The 22,530-nt window shown below is 50.9% G+C and carries 17 protein-coding genes; 10 read left to right on the top strand and 7 right to left on the bottom strand.

Annotated elements, in window-relative coordinates:
* Nucleotides 1-43: 43 nt before the first annotated feature.
* The 3 genes from ACJJIM_RS18100 to ACJJIM_RS18090 all read left to right on the top strand — a co-directional run bounded on the left by ACJJIM_RS18100 (nucleotide 44) and on the right by ACJJIM_RS18090 (nucleotide 5,844).
* On the top strand, nucleotides 44-1,819 hold the full coding sequence (locus tag ACJJIM_RS18100) for a GspE/PulE family protein (protein ID WP_444911650.1): 1,776 nt from the start codon (nucleotides 44-46) through the stop codon (nucleotides 1,817-1,819).
* Between the two features lie 168 nt (nucleotides 1,820-1,987).
* Nucleotides 1,988-4,831 carry a bifunctional [glutamate--ammonia ligase]-adenylyl-L-tyrosine phosphorylase/[glutamate--ammonia-ligase] adenylyltransferase gene (glnE, locus tag ACJJIM_RS18095; protein ID WP_444911649.1) on the top strand — a complete coding sequence of 948 codons (2,844 nt, stop codon included), beginning with the start codon at nucleotides 1,988-1,990 and terminating at the stop codon, nucleotides 4,829-4,831.
* A gap of 59 nt (nucleotides 4,832-4,890) precedes the next feature.
* On the top strand, nucleotides 4,891-5,844 hold the full coding sequence (locus ACJJIM_RS18090; protein ID WP_444895899.1) for a branched-chain amino acid transaminase: 954 nt from the start codon (nucleotides 4,891-4,893) through the stop codon (nucleotides 5,842-5,844).
* A gap of 52 nt (nucleotides 5,845-5,896) precedes the next feature.
* Here the strand turns inward: ACJJIM_RS18090 and ACJJIM_RS18085 are convergent, their stop codons facing one another.
* Together ACJJIM_RS18085 and ACJJIM_RS18080 are read right to left on the bottom strand one after the other, a co-directional pair.
* On the bottom strand, nucleotides 5,897-7,240 hold the full coding sequence (locus ACJJIM_RS18085) for a UDP-glucose dehydrogenase family protein (protein WP_413663559.1): 1,344 nt from the start codon (nucleotides 7,238-7,240) through the stop codon (nucleotides 5,897-5,899).
* 24 nt (nucleotides 7,241-7,264) lie between these two features.
* Entirely contained in the window at nucleotides 7,265-8,542 is a 1,278-nt protein-coding gene (locus ACJJIM_RS18080) for an O-antigen ligase family protein (protein ID WP_413663558.1), read from the bottom strand.
* A 343-nt stretch (nucleotides 8,543-8,885) separates the two neighbouring features.
* Here ACJJIM_RS18080 and ACJJIM_RS18075 point away from each other — a divergent pair, with 343 nt between their 5' ends.
* Entirely contained in the window at nucleotides 8,886-9,773 is an 888-nt protein-coding gene (locus tag ACJJIM_RS18075) for an ELM1/GtrOC1 family putative glycosyltransferase (protein ID WP_413663557.1), read from the top strand.
* On the opposite strand, the gene ACJJIM_RS18070 is transcribed toward ACJJIM_RS18075, so the two are convergent.
* Nucleotides 9,770-10,435 (bottom strand): YrbL family protein, encoded by a 666-nt coding sequence (locus ACJJIM_RS18070; RefSeq protein WP_413663556.1) that lies wholly within the window; start codon nucleotides 10,433-10,435, stop codon nucleotides 9,770-9,772. The genes ACJJIM_RS18075 and ACJJIM_RS18070 overlap by 4 nt on opposite strands.
* Nucleotides 10,428-11,558 carry a glycosyltransferase family 4 protein gene (locus tag ACJJIM_RS18065; protein ID WP_413663555.1) on the bottom strand — a complete coding sequence of 377 codons (1,131 nt, stop codon included), beginning with the start codon at nucleotides 11,556-11,558 and terminating at the stop codon, nucleotides 10,428-10,430. Before ACJJIM_RS18065 ends, ACJJIM_RS18070 begins: the two co-directional genes overlap by 8 nt.
* A gap of 238 nt (nucleotides 11,559-11,796) precedes the next feature.
* Here ACJJIM_RS18065 and ACJJIM_RS18060 point away from each other — a divergent pair, with 238 nt between their 5' ends.
* Together ACJJIM_RS18060 and waaA are read left to right on the top strand one after the other, a co-directional pair.
* Nucleotides 11,797-12,717: a glycosyltransferase family 2 protein gene (locus ACJJIM_RS18060; RefSeq protein ID WP_413663554.1), complete on the top strand. Its 921-nt coding sequence runs from the start codon at nucleotides 11,797-11,799 to the stop codon at nucleotides 12,715-12,717.
* A 103-nt stretch (nucleotides 12,718-12,820) separates the two neighbouring features.
* Nucleotides 12,821-14,146: a lipid IV(A) 3-deoxy-D-manno-octulosonic acid transferase gene (gene waaA / locus ACJJIM_RS18055; protein WP_413663553.1), complete on the top strand. Its 1,326-nt coding sequence runs from the start codon at nucleotides 12,821-12,823 to the stop codon at nucleotides 14,144-14,146.
* Nucleotides 14,147-14,160: 14 nt separating this feature from the next.
* Here the strand turns inward: waaA and ACJJIM_RS18050 are convergent, their stop codons facing one another.
* Nucleotides 14,161-15,684, bottom strand: coding sequence for a TolC family outer membrane protein (locus ACJJIM_RS18050; RefSeq protein ID WP_413663552.1), 1,524 nt, complete (start codon nucleotides 15,682-15,684; stop codon nucleotides 14,161-14,163).
* Nucleotides 15,685-16,034: 350 nt separating this feature from the next.
* Here ACJJIM_RS18050 and ACJJIM_RS18045 point away from each other — a divergent pair, with 350 nt between their 5' ends.
* From ACJJIM_RS18045 to ACJJIM_RS18030, 4 genes are all read left to right on the top strand, one after another.
* Nucleotides 16,035-16,688, top strand: coding sequence for a paraquat-inducible protein A (locus ACJJIM_RS18045; protein WP_413663551.1), 654 nt, complete (start codon nucleotides 16,035-16,037; stop codon nucleotides 16,686-16,688).
* 136 nt (nucleotides 16,689-16,824) lie between these two features.
* Nucleotides 16,825-17,361, top strand: coding sequence for a paraquat-inducible protein A (locus ACJJIM_RS18040; RefSeq protein ID WP_413663550.1), 537 nt, complete (start codon nucleotides 16,825-16,827; stop codon nucleotides 17,359-17,361).
* Nucleotides 17,354-19,738, top strand: a complete 2,385-nt coding sequence (locus ACJJIM_RS18035; protein ID WP_444911648.1) for an MlaD family protein — start codon at nucleotides 17,354-17,356, stop codon at nucleotides 19,736-19,738. Before ACJJIM_RS18040 ends, ACJJIM_RS18035 begins: the two co-directional genes overlap by 8 nt.
* 22 nt (nucleotides 19,739-19,760) lie before the next feature.
* Nucleotides 19,761-20,312, top strand: coding sequence for a DUF4136 domain-containing protein (locus ACJJIM_RS18030; RefSeq protein ID WP_444911647.1), 552 nt, complete (start codon nucleotides 19,761-19,763; stop codon nucleotides 20,310-20,312).
* A gap of 69 nt (nucleotides 20,313-20,381) precedes the next feature.
* Here the strand turns inward: ACJJIM_RS18030 and ACJJIM_RS18025 are convergent, their stop codons facing one another.
* Together ACJJIM_RS18025 and ACJJIM_RS18020 are read right to left on the bottom strand one after the other, a co-directional pair.
* Nucleotides 20,382-21,434, bottom strand: coding sequence for a glycosyltransferase (locus ACJJIM_RS18025; protein ID WP_444911646.1), 1,053 nt, complete (start codon nucleotides 21,432-21,434; stop codon nucleotides 20,382-20,384).
* A gap of 37 nt (nucleotides 21,435-21,471) precedes the next feature.
* Complete coding sequence (locus ACJJIM_RS18020) at nucleotides 21,472-22,512, bottom strand: glycosyltransferase family protein (RefSeq protein WP_444911645.1); 1,041 nt, start codon at nucleotides 22,510-22,512, stop codon at nucleotides 21,472-21,474.
* Between the last annotated feature and the right edge of the window lie 18 nt (nucleotides 22,513-22,530).

Raw genomic sequence — 22,530 nt, 5'->3', positions numbered from 1 at the left:
GGCTACAATGCAACGTCGCCATATGAGAATAAAGGGGTTGCCAATGGCAGAAAGCAGAGTTGCAGACCGCATACTGGAACTGCGCGGATTACTAGAGGATTTGGTGGGGCAGGGCTTTGTTAGCCGAGAGGATGCCAACCGCATCGTAGGTACTCCGCGGACTGCAGAACAGGCCCAGATGCACCCGCTCAGCTATATAGCCAGTTGTGACCTGGCCAACCGCAAGCAACCTGGGAGCTTGCTGAGTAGGGAAGTCCTCAGTGCCTGGTTGGCTGAGAGCTCCTCTCACCCCTTGTATCATATAGACCCGCTTAAGGTTAATGTAAGCGCTGTCACCGAGGTGATGAGCTTTCAGTTTGCCAAGCGACACCAAATTCTCTGTGTTGAGGCGAGCGCTGAAGAGCTGGTGGTGGCAACAGCTCAACCGTTTACACATGGCTGGGAAGAGCAGCTGGAACATACCACCGGCCGCAAGGTCTGCCGTGTGGTAGCTGATCCGGCCGATATTAAGCGACATTGCGTCGAATTTTACTCCCTTTCCAATTCAATCTCTGGCGCAAGCGGCCTTCAGGGAACCTCAGCAGCAAATAATTTTGAACAGTTGCTGGAGTTGGGCACCTTAAAGGACCCTGAAGCCAACGATCAACACATCGTCAATATCGTCGATTGGTTGTTGCAGCACGCCTTTGACCAGCGAGCCAGTGATATCCATATTGAACCGCGCCGGGAAGTGGGGCGAATACGCTTTCGTATTGATGGTGTTTTGCATCCAATTCATGAGTTACCAGATCAAGTGAATGCTGCGGTTACCAGTCGCCTGAAGATTCTAGGGCGCATGAATGTAGCAGAGAAGCGCAAACCCCAGGATGGCCGTATCAAGACAAAAAGGCCTGATGGCAGTGAGGTGGAGTTGCGCCTCTCTACTTTGCCCACCGCGTTTGGGGAGAAGTTGGTAATGCGTATCTTCGACCCGGAAGTTCTCGCGCGATCTTATTCAGACCTGGGGCTGGGTGGCGATGACTTGGCTCGTTGGCAGACGATGCTGTCACGGCCCAATGGAATCGTACTGGTCACCGGCCCTACCGGCTCGGGGAAAACTACCACTTTGTATACAGGCCTCAAGCAGCTGGCGACTAGTGCGGTGAATGTCTCTACCGTTGAAGACCCTATTGAAATGGTAGAAGAGAGCTTTAACCAAACCCAGGTTCACCATGCTATTGGCTTTGATTTTGCTGCGGGTATCAGAACCCTGATGCGCCAGGATCCAGATATTATCATGGTGGGCGAGATTCGAGATCTGGAAACCGCTCAGATGGCGGTTCAAGCGGCACTGACAGGCCACCTGGTTATCTCAACTCTGCATACCAATGATGCTCCAACAGCAGTCACCCGCTTATTGGATCTGGGCTTGCCCCACTATTTGTTGAAATCCACCATCCTCGGGGTGATGGCCCAGCGCTTGGTGCGCACACTATGTCCCAGTTGCAAGCAGGAGGACAAAATTGAAGAGGCCGATTGGCAGTCTCTGGTCAAACCCTGGAGAGCGCCGCTGCCAGAGAAAGTCTACCGGCCGGAAGGTTGCTTGGAGTGTCGTAATACGGGCTATCGTGGGCGTCAGGGAATTTATGAAATCCTGCCATTTAGCGAGTCGGTACAAACTATTGTCACTTCCGATTGTGATCTACAGCAACTGCGGCGCCAGGCGATGCGCGAAGGTATGAATAGTCTCAGGCTTTCCGGTGCGAAAAAAGTAGCGGCGGGTTTGACCACTGTGGCAGAGGTATTGAGGGTGGCCCCACCGCCGGATATCGCTTTCTAGCTTGAGAGGCTTCTCTGATATAACTGTTTGAAGATGTCGAGGCCAATGAAGTGACCGGAAGGCGGGCTTGCTCGGCCACTCATCATTATCCGATACCACCGCTAGCTATCGGAATGTCGATAGCTAGGCAGAATTGCCCGCTGATATTCGCACCAAGGACTGCCCCTCATGTTTGACAACATTCCGTGCCCAAAACCCATCCGCGCTCAACTTCAGTCACTATGGCATGACTGGTGTGAACTGGCGGAGGCCGCGCTTGTTGTTGAGGTGGAGAGCTTGCTGGCAGAGCCATTGCTTGCGCAGGGAGTGGCTCGGAGCTTAATTGGTTCAGAATTTTTTTATCAACAGTGCTGTCGCCGCCCAGAGTTTTTACGGGATTTGTTACTTAAACAAGATCTCGGGCTCTCCCTGCCGACCATAGAAAGCGATGAGGAGTTAGACCTTCAATTGCGCTTATTGCGTAACCGGGCAACAGCTGAGGTCATATTTCGCGATTTTACCGGCCAATGGGATATTCCTCAGGCATGTCTGCGCCTCAGTGAATTGGCAGAGCTATCTATTCGCACGGCGATGCGATGGCACCATGAAAAGTTAGTTGAGCGCTATGGAGAGCCTCGTAATAAAGCCGGCGATAGTCAGTCGATGGTGGTGTTGGGGATGGGCAAATTGGGGGCCCGGGAGCTCAATCTCTCATCGGATATTGACCTGATCTTTGCCTACCCAGAGCCCGGTTATACCGATGGCGAAAAGAGTGTAGAAAATCAGCAGTTTTTCCAAAAACTCGGCCAGCGCTTGATTAAATCACTGGATGGAATCAATGCGGATGGTTTTGTTTTTCGTGTAGATATGCGTTTGCGCCCCTACGGTGATAGTGGCCCCCTGGTAAGCCATTTCGCCGCTCTGGAGGACTATTACCAGACTCAAGGGCGTGAGTGGGAGCGCTACGCCATGGTCAAAGCTCGCCCTGTTGCTGGCAGGGAAGAGTTTGCTGAAGAGTTGATGGAGCTGTTGCGCCCATTTACTTATCGCCGCTATATCGACTTCAGTGCTATTGATGCTTTGCGTGAAATGAAAGCCCTGATACAGCGGCAAGTGCGCGCTCGCGGTTTAACGGACAATATCAAACTTGGGCGGGGCGGCATACGCGAGTTGGAATTTATCGCCCAGGCATTCCAGTTAATTCGCGGAGGGCGCGAACCCGCCCTGCGCGAGCGCAGCTTGCTCAAGCTGCTGCCCCTTTTGGAAAGTGATGGCCATGTTGAACCGGGAGTGGCCAGTGAACTGACCAGTTGTTATTTGCTGCTGCGGAGAGTCGAACACGCACTGCAAGCTTACCGGGATCAACAGACACAGGCACTCCCAGCTGAGGAGGAAGAAAGGGAAAAATTGGCATTTGCCCTGGGTCGCGATAATTGGGAGCAATTGGAGAGTGAGCTGGTCGATGTTCGTTCCTTGGTTGAGCGGGAGTTCGATACTGTAATCGCTCCACCAGAGGAGCTGGCCGCCCCCAGTGTGGCTGAAGAGTGGCAGGGACTCTGGGCAAGTTGCGCCGATGAAACCGCGAATGAAGAGAATTTGCAGCTTTTGGAAAGTGCAGGGTTTCTTCCGCCACCGCAGGCACTCGAGCACTTAAAAGAGCTGTGCCAGTCAACAATGGTTGCAGCCCTTCCCGCCTCTTCCCGCGCGCGCCTGGATCAATTTATGCCTACGTTACTCGCCGCAGCTGGGTTACAGGCTGATCCCTTGTTAGTGCTAACCCGTGTTTTACCTTTAGTGCGCTCAGTACTGCGTCGCAGTGCCTATCTCGTCCTGATTAATGAAAATCCCCCCGTGCTCAACCAGCTGGTGCGCCTCTGTAGTGCCAGTCCGTGGATTGCTGAGCAACTTGCGCGCCATCCAATTCTGCTGGATGAGTTACTGGATTCCCGCAGGTTACTAGCACCCTCTACGGCGGCAGATATTGCCAATGAGCTGCGTCTCGAATTGTTGCGGATCGATCCTGAAGATCTGGAATTGCAAATGGAGGCGCTTCGATATTTTAAACAGAGTCAAAGCCTGCGCATTGCGGCACAAGAGGTGAATGGTGCCCTGCCTTTGATGAAAGTCAGTGATTCCCTTACTTGGTTGGCAGAGGCGATATTGCAGCAGTCATTGCAACTCGCCTGGGCACAGATGGTGGATAAATACGGTGTGCCTGCGGGGGCCTCGGCAGAGGATATGCACTTTGCCATTATCGCCTATGGAAAGCTGGGGGGATTGGAGCTTGGCCACGGTTCTGACCTGGATATTGTTTTTGTGCACGATGCAGATGCGATGCAGGTTACCGACGGTAAAACCAGTATTGATAACCTGAGCTTTTTTACCCGACTAGCACAGCGACTTATCCACATATTGCAAACCCGTACATTGAGCGGGCCTCTTTATGAGGTAGACACAAGACTGCGCCCTTCGGGTAATTCAGGACTCTTGGTGACTTCATTGGCTGCCTTTGAAAAGTACCAGAGGGAGAGTGCCTGGACCTGGGAGCATCAGGCACTGGTGAGAGCTCGATCTGTCGCCGGTAGTCTCCGCCTGAGTGAGTCGTTTCAACAGTTGCGTACGAAATTGCTTTGCCAGTCGCGAAAGAGCGATAAATTGCGTGATGAGGTGGTGGAAATGCGCAATAAAATGCGTGCGCACCTCGATAAGAGCAACGATAAAAAGTTTGATCTAAAGCACGGTGAGGGCGGTATTGTCGATATTGAATTTATGGTTCAATATGCTGCTCTGGCCTGGGCAAAAACTTCGCCCTCGATCGTGCGGTATACCGATAATATTCGCATTCTCGAAAGTCTGATTGACGCAGGCCTGATGCCGGCCCAACAAGCCGGACATCTGATCGACGCCTACAAAGCCTACCGATCTGAAGGTCATCGCCTGGCACTACAACAACTGCCAGGGATTGTGAGCGATGACCAATTCACAGCGGAAAGAAAGACCGTTCAAACAAACTGGCAGCAATTACTCGGTTAACACCGGGTTTCTACCTGCTGCCCGATTAAACTGTTTTTCAGGATTTGTAGGAGTTACCCATGTCTTTTGCCGACCGCGACGGCGTTATCTGGTTTGATGGTGAATTGGTTCCCTGGCGCGATGCCCGGGTGCATGTCCTCACTCATACCCTGCATTATGGAATGGGGGTGTTTGAAGGCGTACGGGCTTATGAAACCGGTAACGGCACCAGTATCTTTCGTTTGCAAGAGCACACCCGTCGGTTGTTTCGCTCTGCAAAAATAATGAATATCCCAATGCCCTATAGCACTGATGAGCTGAATGAAGCTCAGCGGCTTGTAGTGCGCGAAAATAACCTGCGCCAAGCGTATCTAAGGCCAATGGTATTTTACGGGTCAGAGGGAATGGGGTTGCGCGCGGAAAATCTTTCAACCCATGTGATCGTCGCTTCCTGGGAGTGGCCCAGCTATATGAGCCCCGAGGCGCTGGAGCAGGGGATTAAGGTGAATACCTCCTCATACACCCGACACCATGTGAATATCAGCATGTGTAAGGCGAAAGCCAATGGCAACTATATAAACTCGATGTTGGCGTTACAGGAGGCGGTGCGCAATGGGTGCGAGGAGGCGTTATTACTGGACCCCGAGGGTTATGTTGCTGAGGGTAGTGGAGAAAATGTCTTCATTGTTCGCGATGGGACTATATATACCCCGGAGCTGACTTCGTGCCTGGATGGAATTACCCGCGATACAGTTATTGAGCTGGCGCGGGAGTGCGGCTATAGGGTACTAGAGAAGCGTATCACTCGGGACGAAGTCTATATCGCTGACGAAGCGTTTTTTACTGGCACAGCGGCGGAAGTATTGCCCATTAGTGAATTGGATGGGCGTTCTATCGGCAGTGGTCGTCGCGGCCCTATTACCGGGCGTTTGCAAAACCTTTATTTTGATGTGGTACATGGGCGTAGTGCCGCGCATCGGGGCTGGCTCAGTGATGTGGCGGGCCAGGCGGAAGTTAAGATGCGAATAGCATGATGGAAAATAAAAACCCGGCAGATGCCGGGTTTTTATTTTAAGTAAGGCTTACTTAGTAAGAGCTGGTGGTGTCCGGGCGTCCTACGCAGTAATAATCAAAGCCTGCCTCACGCATTTCCTCTGGTTCGTACTGGTTGCGTCCGTCAAACACAACCGGGGCACTGAGAGCGCTGCTTACTTCATCGATATCAAGAGATTTGAACTGTTGCCATTCGGTCGCGACAATCAGGGCGTCGGCACCCTGTAAAGCCTCTGTCTTGGAGTCGCAAAGGGTCAGGTCTTCGCGATCGCCAAAAATTCGCTGACACTCCTCCATGGCCTCAGGGTCAAATGCCCGCACCTTCGCACCCTGCTCCCACAATCGAGCTAACAGCACACGGCTTGGGGCTTCGCGCATATCATCTGTATTGGGTTTGAATGACAGGCCCCAGAGCGCAAAAGTTTTGCCCTGAATATCTCCGTTAAAATGACGTTGTATTTTTTCGGCGAGATAGTGTTTCTGGCGCTCGTTGCGGGATTCCACGGCGGCAAGAATATCTGCAGCAATGCCCAGCTGTTGAGCCGAGGAAATCAGGGCTTTCACATCTTTAGGGAAACATGAGCCACCGTAGCCGATACCTGCGTAGATAAACTGGTAACCAACTCGAGGGTCTGAGCCGATTCCGGCCCGAACTGCTTCAATATCAGCGCCCACTTTATCGGCAATATTTGCCATTTCATTCATAAAGCTGATCTTGGTTGCCAGCATGCAGTTGGCGGCATACTTGGTCAGCTCCGCACTTTTTACGTCCATCACCAGGATTTTTTCGTGATTTCGGTTAAATGGTGCGTACAGGTGGCGAAGCTTCTGTTCTGATTCTGTTTCGGAGGTGCCGATAATAATCCGGTCTGGCCGCATACAGTCATTGAGCGCCGACCCCTCCTTGAGGAATTCAGGGTTGGAAATAACATCGAAGGGCAGATCGGACTTATCCCGCTCAGCCAGTTCTTCTTCAACAGCAGCCCGCACTTTGTCGGCTGTACCCACAGGTACTGTGGACTTGTTGATGATGTATTTTTTGCACTCCATGTGGCTTGCAATAGTCCTTGCAACAGTTAACACATGGCGAAGGTCTGCTGAGCCGTCCTCATCTGGAGGGGTGCCCACAGCGATAAAGATCAGTTCACCGTGTTCTACGCCAAAGGCGGCATCGGTTGAAAAAGATAGATTGCCTGTGGTGATACTGTTCTTCACCATAGGTTCGAGGCCGGGCTCATAAATGGGGATAATGCCCTGTTTGAGGCGGTTGATCTTGTCCGCGTCTATATCGATACAAACTACTTTATTGCCAGCTTCGGCTAAGACTGCTGCTTGCACCAGGCCCACATAGCCGGTGCCAAATACGGTTACATTCATCAGTGTGACTCTATCTCTCAGCGGTTACTGTTTTTGAGGGTTACTTTCCTGGATAGTTTTACAATGGCTCAAGCCCCGGTCTTCAATGCTGCTTCGTGCCAGCAGGATAGCTAGGGGAATCCAGTAAAAGAACCAAATATAATTGGGCTTGGCCAAAGGTTGCTGGGCGTATGTCAGCATTGCCAATACACCGAATAGGAACCAGGTGAAGTACAAACCGGGAATCCAGCTCAGAAGCCTCTCTTTGGATCTCACTGTCCACAGGGCTGCGAGTCCTTGCCAGGCACAAGCGGCCACCCCCAATATTCCACTGAAGCGTGCGATATCCAGGAGGAAATTATGTGGATGGGGCACCATTCTGTTTAGCTCGATAAACTTCTTGTGCACTAGGCCTTGACCAAACAGTGGGGATTGCAGGAACTCTTCAAGTGTCTTTTGCCAGAGCGTCATGCGAACGGAATAGGCACTACCCCGGTGTAGAAGAGGCAGATCACCATATAACGTAAAATAGGCTAGGGGCAGTACGCAAACTATGGCAACAACAACGAGTATCTTCAGCAGTCGTGAAAGGTTGCCGAATACAACCAAAAAGATTGAGAAGCCGGCCATAACAATCGGGACTTTGGTTTGTGACAAAACTATATAGATACAGGAGGTGAGTAAGCCCGCTCCTGATAACCAGCGCCAAATGCGGGGGTTTTGGTAGAGGCCGTAGCAGCAAAAAAGAGCGTGGAAGCCAAATAGCATTCCTGTTTTATCAATATTGCCCTCAAGAGATATACCGCCAATTCGGTGCAGATTCTGTAGTCCGCCGTCAAGGGAGTAAGAAACTAATGAGGCAATACCGGACAGCAGTCCAATCGCAATAAGTGAGAGTAATAGCTTATGGAGGATGTTGTCGCCGTATTGTTCCAGTAGGAAGAAAACAGCGCAATAGAATAGAGCTAGGTATAAAACCAATTTCCAGTAGTAATCGGATTGCCTATAAACATCTGCGGTGTCCGGTGAGGCCCACAGTGTTGATAGCGCTAGAATGATTGGCAGGCTACAAAAGGTTAGGAATTGCCAGGAAATTAAGAAGTGATAGCTCTTCCTCCATACCAGCAGTAAAAAGGCTGTGGGTAGTAAAGTTAGATAAAAGCTGGTTTGTACCCCTGAAACTTTGGGGGAAACATAGTAACCACATACCAGCAGAAATAATCCAAGAAAGGCCCATTTGAGCAGACCTGAAATCCACAGTGAGCTTTGCTGGCGATAAATGGGCTGGGAAAGCTTGTTTAGAGTACTTCCAAGTTCAGGCATAGGTGCAACTGTCGGCCATTCAGAAAATTTTGTATTTAGGTGCGCGAAAATAGGCTGTATGGGTGGGTACTATATAAAAGTCTGTTGTCCATGAACGCTCAAATTTTGCTTTTTGGTGATAATTGTGGGGCTTTACACAAAGTAGTAGCGGATGTCTGTTTGGCTGAGCGCTTTAACGGGGTCTCCTGAGAGGCATGGATTCACTGGGGACGCCCTTTGGAAATCCCTGGAAGGAGTATACTGGATGTTTTGGGGCTCCCATAGCCTTGTTACAGTAGCTCCACTGGCATGCGCTAGGTACACTGCCTTATATTCCGGTGTTTCAGTAGTTTAGGGTCCTATCTTGCAACTTACTATTTGGCGTTTTTTAGATGGCAACCGGGCCCATGAAAAGCAGAGCGCAGCTCTGATTGAAGGGGTGCGCAGGAGCTATATCGGGGAGGTGCAGGTTTTTGATATATCACCAGAATATACAGCCAGCCGTATTCTCCTAAAAGCCGGAGAGGAGCTGGAAGAGTTGCCAGCCCCAGACTTTCTAATTGGCACAGGTCGCCGCAGCCGGCTTCCTATGTTGTCTGCCCGTTGCCGGTTTGGTGGTCGCGCGGTGGCAATTAACCGCCCTTTGTTACCCTACAGCTGGTTTGATTTTGCGGTCGTACCCGAACACGACCGTCCGCCCCCTCTACCTAATGTGATTGTGAGCCAGGGCGCACTGACTGAACCGCTTGAGAGCGATGTACTGCAGCCTGGAAGGGGGCTTATTTTATTGGGTGGACCCAGTAAGCATTACAGTTGGGATACCCTCTCAATCCGGGAGCAAGTTGAGAAATTATTGGCCCAACCCTTGAGTTGGTGTATCTCTGACAGTCGGAGAACACCGGCGGGTACCATGGAGCAGCTGGAGAAAAGCAGTGTTGAGTTGGTTGACTGGCGCTCTTGTCCGGCGGGCTGGCTTCAGAAGCAGTTGTCGGAAGCGGAGACAATCTGGGTCACTGAGGACAGTATCTCTATGCTATTCGAGTCGTTACAAAGTCGGGCCCAAGTCGGTGTAATTCGGGTTCCGAGTCGCAGCAAGTCTAATAAGGTGCGTTCAGCGGTATTACGACTTTTGGATCAAGGTTTGGTTAGTGAAAAGCTTGAGGTGAAGGCAGGAGGCCAGCGTGACCCCCTGGATCAATACCTATTGTGTGCTCAAGCATTGTTGCGTCGATCAGGGTTGCCAAGCCGTTAGCGCTTGAGTCCCTCAGCTTCATATTTTCGCCAGGGGGTTTCCTTATCGGAAATTTCCCACTCGACTCTCAGCCACATGCGCTCGATACGGCGATGGATATAGCGTTTCGCAAAGTAGCTAGAAATTTTTGGCAGAGGCAGGAAAGAGGAACAACCCAGCCCATCAATCAGGTAAGTTTGTAGTTTCCCCTGCTCTTTTCGCAGGACCAGATTGTGGGCAATCAGATTTTTGGTGAGTACTTCATACTCAAGTAGCCACTCAGAAAAGTGCTGTAAAGATTCGCGCACCTCGGCATTGAGTCCATATTTGTTTAGGTATTGGCGAAGAGTAGGTGCCGGATTGCCATCAGCGTCAAGAATCATATCAGTGACGGCAGCGGGGCCTAAGCTGGTCTCCTGTATCCCAAACCATCGAGGCAGATGTTGCCAAAGCCCATCTCGATTAGTTGCAATGGCCCGCTGGCTATAACCTTCCTGTTCGCGAAGATTGTCATCAAAATATGATTCCCCTCGCCAGGTTTTGTACCAGGGAGCTCGTCCCAATAGCTCCGCTGTTCGGCCGGGTCGCATCACCTTGACACAGAGTTCAGACCGCTCCGGGTGTCGGTAGCAAAAGCGATTGCCTCCGCTGGCAAACGGCTCGCTCTGGCTCAAATTAATCACGCGGGTTCGCTCCGGTACGCTCTGTGAGTAGGCTCTTGTAGATTTCAATAGTGTGTTCGGCCTGCCTTCCCAATGTGAAATCGGTAGATAAATGAGGCTTTTGCCCAGGGCTGTCGAGCAATTCCTGAGTACGCGTGAATAAGGCTTCTGGATCATTGATATCAACTAGCCCTTGAGGGAAACAGGCGTTCAGCGACTCTGCCGGGCCCCCAATGTTATAACCGATGACAGGTGTGCCAATTGCTGCGGACTCTATAACGGTTCTGCCAAATGGCTCAGGTCGACGTGATAGGTTATACACCAAACTGGAGGCACTATACCAGTGGCGTATATCACTACGATGACCAACTAGAGTAAGGTGGTTCTCAAGCTTCATTGAGCAAATTTTTTGTTCCAATTCATCGGCGTAGTGCTGCTTGTTCTTCTCCGCTCCGCCGAGAATGATGCCGTGAACATCAGAACGGTTTTTGACTAGTTGATGGATTAGATCGATAAAGTCTTCTTGCCCCTTCCAGCGGGTCAGCCGGCCGGGTAAGAGGAGCCAGCGCTTGCCGGCAAGCTGGGGGAAATCCTGGTGTACTTTTTGGTACCAGGACACCGGTGGCTGGATATCGGGATTGAACTCATCTGTATCTACACCCCGGTAAACGATCTGTGGGGGGCGCTTTAGATCGTTTGCATAGTTCTCCAGTAAGTAGTTATTCACACATTCTGAAATAGCGATTACCTGTTCGGTTTTCGCCATAATCGCACTGTATCGATTTATCGAGTAAAGGCCATGAGCCGTGCTTACAAGGCGGGGGCGCTTAGCGGGGTCAAGATTTCGCCAGGCAAGATAGGCTAGCCAAGCTGGAACTCTGGAACGCACATGGATGATATCGGGCTTCTCACGAGAGATAACCTTTCGAAGTGATCTGACCTGTAACAGGCTTAAAAGAGACTTTTTGTGGATTGGCAGTTCTATGTGGACTGAGCCCTCAGCTTGTAGCTGCTCGACCATGCTCCCCCCACTGGAAACAACGATTGACTGATGACCACCTGCTACCAGGTAGCGGGCAAGATCAACGGTCCCCCTCTCAACCCCCCCAGAGTTCAGGGCGGGTAAAAGCTGCATAATTTTCATGGGGAGATATACCAGGGCTTATAAGAATAGTTTTTTGAATTAATTTGACTAATGGGTTGCGTTTTAGCAAGGAAGGTCGGGCACAAGCATATAATATGGAGCATAGATGCCCTGATAAAGCGTTTGGCAAAAGTGGTATTATAGACAGGTCATTCTTAAGGGTATAGGCTGATTCTTTTTTAACCCAGCTCAGATAGCTTATATCCGATTTGTCCTTGGCCGTAATCTGGAGTTTACATTGCACCCCTTGTTAGTGATCTGTATTTGTACTTATCAGCGACCGGAGCGGCTTCGCAGTTCTCTGCAAAGCCTGGCCAAGCTACAGCTACCCACGGGCTTAAATGTGGCTGCACTGGTTGTCGATAACGATTCGGATACTCAGGCTGGTAGGGAAGTTGTGGGGGAGTTGTCGGGAAGTTTTCCCTTTCCTCTCAACTGTGCTGTTGAAGAGCGGCGGGGAATCCCTTGTGCACGTAATCGCTGTATCGATGAACTGGATAATATGGGAGCTGACTACCTAGTTTTCATTGATGATGATGAGTGGGTAGAGCCCGATTGGTTGATCCAGCTATATGATTACTCACAAAAGCTGGGGGGCAGTAGCGTGGTTTGTGGCAGTGTTGTTCGGCGTTGGCCGGATTCTGTGCCTGCCTATTACTCACGTATTTTTTATCGGCAGAAACGAAAGACTGGAGAACAGCTCAACTACTGTGCGACCAGCAATGTATTAATACCGATGAGCAGTATCCGATCGCTAGGCCTGAGGTTTAATGAGCAGGACCCTCTAGGTGCCGGTACAGATGTGATTTTTTTCACAGAGTTTAAGGCCAAGGGCGGAAAGATTGTTTACTGCCTGGAGGCGAGGGTTTACGAGGCTGTACCGGAGAGTCGCGCCAATATGCGTTGGTTGTCGCGTAGAAAATTCTCCGCTGGTATCACTCTGGCAAAGCATAAACTTGCCAAAGGTCGCGGTCATACCAGCATCTTTGTATCGGCTCTGGGGCAACTGTTGATCTCCAGCATAGGCTGTATTTTAGGATTGATTTTCGGTGGAAAGCGCTTGGGCTCTGGGCCTTGGCTCCGCGCCTGCCGTTCAGCCGGCATGGCTTGTGGTGTTTTTGGGGTGCGCTCTGAGTTTTACCGGGTGGTCGATCACTAATGGCCTGAGGCCTTTCTTACGGGGGTGTTTTACCTGGAAGAGATAACCGTCATCATTGCATTTTCTTTGGTGGCAATATTGATCTTTAGGTGATCCCTGCTTCATGCAAATATTTTATTCCTGGCTCTTCCGCCTGTTTTTACCTGTTGTCCTTCTACGTCTCTGGTGGAGAGGGCGTAGCCAGCCGGCCTATCGGTTGCGTTTAAGAGAGCGTCTGGGTCAGGTTCCCAAAAGGCACAGCCGGGCACCGTTAATCTGGGTCCATTCTGTATCTGTAGGGGAGACCCTAGCCGCCGTGCCAGTTATCTCTAAATTGGCTGCGCGACATACAGACTGGCAGTGGTTGGTTACGACTACAACTCCAACCGGATCCGAGCGCGTACAAGAAGCCTTGCAGCCAATTCTTGGTGGCCGCTTACTTCACTACTACCTTCCCTATGACCTCCCTGAATGCCTGGTGCCATTTCTTAATGCACTTAGCCCTAGTGCATTGGTGATTATAGAGACTGAGCTTTGGCCCAACCTACTCAAGCTCTGCTCGAGCAGGAAGATCCCAATTTTATTGGCCAATGCACGGCTCAGTGAAAAATCTGCACGAGGTTACGGGCGTTTTCCCTCTTTGACTCGAACGATGTTGAGCAACCTGGATCGTGTTGTTGCGCAATACCCTGCTGATATGCAGCGGTTTATCGATCTGGGCTTACCTGCGGAGAGAGCAGTAGCCAACGGCAATATCAAGTTTGACCTCAGTATTGATATGGGACTGGCCAGTGAAGCGCAGGCGCTGGCGCACCAGTGGCGGGGGGAGTCTTCCAGGCCTATATGGCTGGCGGCTAGTACCCATGTGGGTGAGGATGAGGTGATCTTGGATGCCTTCTCTATTTTGAAGAGAGAAATTAAAGATCTTTTACTCGTGTTGGTGCCCAGGCATCCACAGCGTTTTGATGGTGTTGCCCGCCTGTGTCGGGAGCGTGGCTTTGCCCTGGTTCGAAGGAGTGAAGGCACAGCCATTAAAGCTAGTGATGAGGTTATTCTGGGAGACACCATGGGGGAGTTGCTGCGCTTCTATGGGGCCAGTGATATTGCTTTTGTGGGAGGTAGCTTGGTTTCTGTTGGTGGCCACAACATGATTGAACCCGCTGCCTGGGGGGTACCAGTTATTTCCGGTCCCCACCTGCATAACTTTGCCACTGTATCTAGTTTGTTGCAGGAGGCTGGAGCCATGATTGTAGTCGAAGACAGTGAATCGATGGCTTCACAGGTTCAGGCTTGGCTGGATGATGTGGGGCAAAGAAAAGCCGCCGGTCAGAGAGCGAAAAAAGTAGCTTCAGAAAATAGTGGTGCTTTGCAGCGCTTACTGGGCGAAGTGGAGCGGCTGGCTACACAAAATGAAGACCAGAGAGAGAATAAAAATCCTGCTCTCTGGTAGATACGTATACGCAGTTACTTCGAAGGTGCTGGAAGGCTGGTGCCTCCAGTTTCCTCCACGCGAGAGACGTTACTTGCAGGATTCAGCATCATATCCAGATCCTGAAGGTCTTTAGGGGATAAGAGTCCTGCAGCTTGCTTCAAGCTCAGTGAGTTTAGAATGTAGTCGTACAGCGAGTTGGCGTAGTCAGTTTGTGAGTCAAACAGGGTCCGCTGAGCCAGGAGCACATCTACAATATTTCGGGTGCCTACTTCGTATCCTGCCTGAGTGGCATCCAATGCACTCTTGGCAGAGACGACGGCTTGCTCTCGGGCCGCTACTCTCGATACATCGGTGACAACAGCGCGGTGCAGGGTGCGCGTGGTTTGTATGGTATCTCTCTCTGCAAGGACGCTAAGGTCCTGGGCCTGGAAGGCTTGGTTTCTAGCCTGGCGACGGTTGGCACTGAGAAGGCCACCAGTAAAGATGGGCACATTTACAGTTACCCCTGCACTTGTTCCCCATTGGTCAATATCTTGCGGGTAACGTACAAATTGGCTGCCCGTTATGTCGCTGAATCGATTTTTCTCGTTACCATCTTGAGTGAGTTTATTATAAGAAAGCGAGCCAGTGACAGTGGGTAGGTGTTCACTGGCTTCTGCCCGAGCGTTATAGCGGGCGGCATCGGCGCCAAGTCGTGCAGCTTTAAGGACAAAGTTGTTGGCGAGGGCAAACTCAACCCAATCGGCGCGATCTGAAGGCACCGGCGGAGCTACCTGGAAGTCATCTACCAGAGGAGCTACTTGATCATGGTAGCCTCCAGTCAATACTGATAGGGCATCAAAGTTACTGAGGAGGTTGTCTTGAGCTGTTAAGCGCCGGGCAACGGAACTGTCATAGGCAGCCTGGGAGTCGTAGACATCAGTAATTGCTGTTAGACCGACTTCAAAGCGCTGTTGCGTCTGTTCCAGCTGTTTAGCCAGGGCTTGTTCTTCGGCAGCAGCTGCCTCGAGGACGTCATAAGCACGCAATACATCAAAGTAGGCGGTGGCGACACGAATCATCATTTCTTGCTGGTTAGCACTGAATTCTGCTGTCGCCTGCTCTGTTAATCTCTTGCCCTGTTGATAATCGAACCAGGCTGGAGCGTCAAAAATAGCCTGGGTCAGGTTGGCACTATAGGTTCTTTCCTGTAAGGAATTGCTAGTTTGGCTTCTAAAATCCACTAGTTCGACATCATTGTCGTCGTCATTATCAGTCAAATCCAGTAACTGAGCAGAATTCCGGCTGCTATCAGAGTGAGTTCTAGCGGCTTCGAAAGTAGCATTAACCTGAGGAAGCAGGAATGCGCGGAACTGATATTTGGCCTCGATACCCGCATGGTAAGCGGCGCGATCAGCTGCTAATTGAGGATCATTCTCCAGGGCCTGTGTATAGATATCCCACAGGGTGTCGGCTTGCGCCTGCATGGCGCCCAGGCCCAGCAGCGTAGCGGCGATTAGTTTTTTCAGCGGACGCAACTTGCGGCCTTGCGGCTCTGTGCGGTTACTTCTTTTCATCTGTTTCGACTTCCTGTGGAGGGTACGGTCTTCAAGCTTTTGCAAGTTATTTGGAGCTGGTGTCACGTAGTGGGGATATAGAGGGCTCCAGCTTGCGATTATTACTAATATTGCCAGTCTCCCCAATAGCAGTCGCGAGAGTTTACCCGGGGTCAAACCGACCGTCGAGACGGCTTTCGGCTTTTTGCTATATCTTCGTTAAACCGACACCTACGTGCGGTTATCGGTAATTTTTTGGCAATAACACTGGCCCATTGAATAAGGTTGAGGGCCTATATTTCAATAGACGCGCCTCATAAGCATTTGGATGCGGCAAAAATTGTGCAGAATAAGGCAAGGACTGACTGTCCATGAATGAGGGGCGTAACGCGATGCTGGCTGATTGGCAGAGGGTCTGTCACGAATGCGATCTACTTTTAACCGGCGGCTTGGCGCCTCCGGGACAAAAGCTAATTTGCCCACGATGTCGCTGTACTTTGCATCGCAATGGCAATCATAGTATTTACTACACTCTGGCTCTCAGCCTAACCGGCCTATTACTGTTTATTCCCTCTGTTAGCTTGCCGTTGCTCGACTTTTCTCTGTTCTCATTTGGTGCAGAAAGTACCTTGCTTAATGGCGTTTACTCTCTTTTCAAGGCTGGGTTTATTTGGCTCTCGGCGCTGGTGCTTTTCTGTAGCGTTTTGGCTCCGGTAGGTAAATTTGCCCTGTTGTTATTTATTTGTTGGGGCAGTGCTTGGGCCTGGCTTGACCGACCGGTATCCAATGCTGTTCGTTTTTACCAGCACTTGAAAGAGTGGGGCATGCTCGATGTCTATATGCTCGGAATTTTGGTGGCCCTGATTAAATTACGGGATTTGGGCAAGATGGAGGTAGAACCGGGGCTGTACTGTTTTGGTGCCATGATGCTACTGGCAAATCTCTCTTCCCTGAGTTTTGACCAAACAGCAATTTGGCACCGCTTAGCACAGCGTCGTGCGCTTAAGGGACAAGCTTGTGAATAGCGTACCAAATAAAGGTTTAAAAAAAGGCTTAACTAGCTGCCTGTGCTGTCATCAATTAATTATTCTTCCCCAAAATGGTCGTTGCCGATGTCCGCGCTGTGGAGCGAGAGTACACAGCAGAATCGAAGGAAGCTTGATGTTAACTTGGGCTCTGACGATTACTGGCACTTTATTGCTTTTACCTGCCAATGTGTTACCGATAATGACAGTAGTTTATTTAGGTGCCGGTGATCCCAGCACCATCATTAGCGGGGTCATGCAACTCTATAACTCGGGAATGTGGGGAATAGCTTTAATTGTCTTTGTTGCCAGTATTGCAGTTCCTGTGATGAAGCTACTGGGATTGGGATTGCTCCTGATCCAAATTCAGTTGCGCCTGTCCTTCGACCCCATTCAGTCCATGAAAATATATCGAGTAGTTTCCGGCATCGGGCGCTGGTCACTCTTAGACTTATTTATGATTTCAATTTTGGTGTCGCTAGTGGATATGGGATTTATTTCCCAAGTAACTGCTGGAGCTGGTGCTACGGCTTTTGCCTCTGTGGTAGTGGTGACCATGTTGGCGGCACGAACTTTCGATTCCCGTTTAATTTGGGATGCCTATGACGGAGATTTATATGAGTCTGCAGTAGAGCCAGAAACGGCTCATAGGAGCGCCGCAGAAAATGGCTGATGAGCTGCCCCCGCAGGATACGAGTGATGCGTCTCGCTTGGATGGAGGTGCTCAGCGGGGAGTAGTGCGCGCAAGCAGGGGATTACCCCTAGTGTGGATTTTACCTTTGATCGCGGGGCTGATTGCTCTCTGGTTGCTCTATCAGGATTTGTCAGAGGGAGACGTTAAAGCCACTATTTTATTTCATTCTGGCGACGGCCTGGTAAAAGGAAAAACGGTGGTCAAATATTCCGGGGTCGATATTGGTATGGTCCAGGATGTGCGCCTTGTACCTAATGCGAAAGAGCTGAATGGAGCCGATGGCGTTCTGGCCGAAGTTAGTTTAAATCGCAGTGCAGAATATTTATTGGTAGAGGGCACTGAGTTTTGGGTAGTAAAACCCGAGTTATCTATTACCGGTATTAGTGGCTTGGAAACACTACTTTCTGGCAATTATATTGCCGTTGAATCAGGTAGTGGAAAGCGCAAACGCAATTTTGTGGCCCTGGATCAGCCTCCTGCATTTATCCGTGGGGATGGCTTGCGTGTTGTTTTGCAGTCCCGTCGTTTGGGCTCTTTAAGTCGAGGATCGCCAGTATATTATCGTCAGTTGCGAGTTGGTCAGGTAGCGGATTACCGTTTGGATCGAAACGGAACTGAAGTCAGTATCGAATTATTTATTCGCCGTGAATATGCCTATCTGGTTCATCGGGGCAGCCGCTTTTGGAATAGTTCAGGGATCTCTATTGAAGGCGGTATTAGCGGTATCAGTGTCAATTTAGAATCCCTGGCAGCACTTTTTGCCGGGGGCGTAAGTTTTTACACCCCGGAAAATCAACGTCAGTCTCCACTCGCTGTAAATGGTAGTGAGTTTGAGTTATATAAAAATTTTGCCGCAGCAGATGCGGGAATTCCAGTGACATTAAATTTCGATCAGGGGGTGAATGTTACTCCGGATTCTACGAAGGTTTACTATCAGGGCATCCAGGTAGGGGAAGTCAGTGGGGCCAAGGCAAACCGCCGTTTGAATGGTATGGAAGTCAAAGTTCTGATGGATCCGACAACAGATGAATTGCTCACCGAAAATACCCGTTTTTGGCTGGCCCCCCCGACCTTCGACTTTACTGGCGGACTAAACGATTTAATCCAAGGTAATCGCATAGAAGTAGATTTGCGCAAAGGACAGCGCTCCCAGCGCAATTTCACTGCGCGAACCTCTGCGCCACCGATGGACCCCCGTGTGCCGGGGCTGCATTTACGCCTCACTTCACGCAATCCCGGGTCTTTACAGCGAGGAGCGCCGGTTTATTTTCGCCGCATAGAGGTGGGAAAGGTTCAGGGCATGGAGTTGCGTAGGGATGGCGAGGGGGTAGAGGTTTATGTGGTGATAGAGCCCCGCTATGCCCACTTTGTGCAGGAAGGCGTTCGGTTCTGGAATGTGAGCGGATTGCGGGCTACAGCAAGCTTGACCGAGGGGGTGGAAGTAGAGGCCGACTCGCTGATGTCGCTTCTGCGCGGAGGCGTCGCTTTTGGTATACGCCGGGAGCACCTTGGGAAAGGCGGGCAGGCAAAAAATGGAGACCAGTTCCCTCTTTTCAGCAGTCGGGAAGCGGCTATGGAGGGGGGAATACAAATTCAAGTCAGCCTTGTCAGTGCCGAGGGGCTGAGAGTTGGAGCACCGTTGCGCTACCGCGGGGTACAAGTTGGAGAGATTACTCGCCTGAGACTCGATCGCTCTTTGGGCGAGGTGTGGGCCAGGGCCAAGCTTTACCACCGCGGAGAGCAGTTTGCTCGGGAGGGCACACGTATATGGGTGGTTTCCCCGCAAATTAGCATCGATAAGATTGCCCATCTGGATACCCTGATTACAGGGCGCTACCTGGCGCTTGAGCCTGGCTTAGGAGATCCACAGACAAAGTTTTACGCTTTGGAACAGGCACCGGAAGAGGATCTTGCAGAAACTTTTACCCGCCCTGGACTGGGAATTATCCTGGATGCTGCGAGGCGAGGATCTCTGGTAGCAGGGAGTCCGGTTTATTATCGCCAGGTAAAAGTGGGAGAGGTTACAGGTTTTTCCCTGGGGGAGTATGCTGATCGAGTGTATATCTATGTTCATATCGAACCCCAATACCAGCCCCTGGTGCGAGAGCACACGGTGTTTTGGAATGCCAGTGGCGTCGATGTGAATTTCGGTCTGAAAAGTGGGCTTAATATCAACACAGAATCGGCTCAGGCCCTGTTGCAGGGGGGGATCGCATTTGCCACGCCAGAAGCCCCTTTTATGGGATTTGAAGTGGAGTCGGGCAGCCATTTCCCTCTCTACCCAAAAGCTGAACCCAAATGGTATACCTGGAGTCCTAAGATAGAACTTTATGGCACGGTCGAACCAGTAAAATAAGTACGGGAATGTAGGAGTTTTTATGCGCTATTTATTAACAGGCTTGCTGAGTATCTTGCTATTGGCGGGTTGCCAGGAGGTACAGGTTGAAAAAGCCGCTACCGGGGAGCCACCGGTTGCCTTTGCCACGTATAAATGGGGGGTAGCGCCGCTGAGTGGCACAGAGGATGCCACTGCCCAGCTGGTGGAGTTGGATGAAGAAATGCGCGATACCGTTGCCGCAGAGTTACAGCAACGAGGCTATCGCCAAGTGTCCCAGGACCAGGATGCGGATATGGTGGTGGATTACCAGGTTGCGGTAGTCGATGAGTTTTTCTCCGGCGACACCCGCGATCCCAGCTGGGACAAGCAGTTTGATAGCAATGCGCCACAGGATGTGGTGGAACTTCCGCCCCTGACAGATGCACCCTTGGTGATTATGAGCGTGGGTATTGGGCGCCCGGGCGGGGCTGTGATATGGGGGGGGAGAGCCAGTGAATTGTTAACACGCCCCGATAGTATTGAGCAGCGTCAACGACTGATCGCCAATGGGGTTAGCGCTCTTTTGCGGGATTTGCCCCCGGCCTATCAATAAGTACGATTTGGCACGAAACGAAAAAATAAGTTTTGCAGCCACCGGGTATTCGGTGGCTGCCATTCACCGCTAGCGCCCTTTCTTCATCAGGTTTTCGTATAGATCGATATAGGAGTCGACGATAACCTGTTTCGCATAAGTCGTTGCGTACTCCTCAGCCGCATTTTCGATCAGGCTTTGGCGCAATTCCGGCGATTCGATAACGGACTTCATGGCTTTGGTCAATTCATCGGCATTATCGATAGGGGTAATCAGTCCGGTTTTGCCATTGGTAATTACTTCTCCAGGGCCCTGAGAGTCTGTCGCTACTATAGGGCAGCGATGGGCCCAGGATTCCATAACAATAGAGCCCAGGCCTTCGTGGCGTGATGGGCACACGAACATATCCGCAGTGCGCATCAGGGTGGTGACATCATTGCGCCAACCGAGGAAGCGAACCCGCTCTTCCAAGCCGAGTTGATGGCACAGGGATTTCAACTTGCTCTCCTCAGGGCCACTACCAGCGAGCCACAGAGTGGCATTGGGAACCTGGGTGAGTGAATGCAGGAGGGTGTCGAACCCTTTATTGATATGCAGGCGGCCTGCAGCCAGGATCAGGGGCCGGTCTTCCGGAGTATTGAAGCTGTTTCTAGGCAGCGGATTAACTGGTGTCTCATCGGCAAAATTGGGGATATGGAAAATTTTATCCTTGGGGATGCCTCCGTCCCTTAAATGCTGGCAGATACCTTTGCTGATGCCGATCCAATAATCTGCGTGACGGTAATACTTCAGGTTGTAATAGTGCCCTAGGCGGCTTACCAACCGGTATTTTTCAGAGTTGGGGGTGATTGAAGTGGCACGTCCCATCCAAGTCATCACGATATCCGGTTGCCATTGGTTCAGGGCATCGCGGTATTTTTTTCGGCCGAGAAAATCCAGCTTGCCACCAAATTTAAAACCTTCGGTTTCAACATTGTTGCTACGCAGTGCCTGTACCCGGTGATCGTGGTTGCGAATAAACGCTTTTTCTGTAATTTCGCTGCGGGGATTTAATCCACTGACGAGACGCACAAAGAAATTCTCAGCACCACCGTGCTCAGCACCGGCGAGTATTTGTGCGACTCGAATTGGGTTATTACTCATAATCTATTGCATCTGATCGAATAGGATGGGTACAACACTACCTGAGAGTGCCATCCAGATTGATATCTTGAGCCCAAGCATAGTCGTGGCTAAAAGGCTGTAGGCTTGTGGCTTCGACAATGTACTGAGCGTAGAGCTTCGAGTTCATTTCATTGTGGAAAAAATCCCTGGCCCGTGCGGCCCAGGCGCGTCGCTTGGCATCGTCACCGTTAAATTCGCGGATTTTTTCTAATAGGTCCTGCTCATCGGAGAAATAAACGACGCTCTCAGCAGGCAACAAGTCGTCAAAATGTAATTTATCACTGGTGAACTGCAAAATACCGTTGCCCGCCAACTGCGCCATGCGTGCTGAGGAATACCAGTAATGGGTATCCTGGCGATTGAAATTCAATCCCATTTTGGTTTGAGATAGAGCGTGGTCGTAGTCGCGGCCCCAAACGGGTGCCTCGCCGAAGCTGCCATAGGTTTTAAAGTTCAGCGAATCCCCCAAGGCATCTTTCAGGTTTTTAACCATTTGCAGACGCTTGGTGAAATTATTGCTGTTACTGCAGAAAAGCAGGTCGATGGCTAAATCTGTGCGTTCAGCGTTATTGAGGTTTTCAATCGAGGGTTCAACCGGGTTCGGCATGTGATAAACACGAGCACCAAAGCCCTCAAAAATTTTCAGTTCTCTTCGCCCGGTGGATACAAAAACTGCATCGGCGACTTCCGCGCGGTATTTGATTCGCTCGACATTGCTGGGAACAAAGAGGGGATCATTATTGCAGTGAGCGATAAAGCAATTGGGCAGGCGTTGCTTAATGGCCTTCAGGGTGTCGTTAGTGATCATATCGCAGTGGCCTGCGATGATCAGGTCTGGCTCAAAGGCCTCGACAGTTTCCATCAAGCGTCGGTTCGCCTTTTTTACACCCAGGTCGCGAATACCAAAGGGTGCCTCAAACGCGGCGATATCGCGGTCGCTGAACACTTGGGTGTAGTGGTCATTTTTAATCAGGCCGAAGGTGAGCTTTTGTGCCCAGCTAACCCTTGTCTTGCCATAGCGCCGTAGCTGCTGATAGGCGATATTCAGCACTCTCATGTTGTGTACTCTCGAAAT

It is taken from the genome of Microbulbifer maximicatervae (SeqCode), from assembly GCF_052467615.1.
The sequence above is the reverse complement of the archived record's forward strand: the minus strand, read 5'-3'. Positions and strand labels throughout refer to the sequence as shown.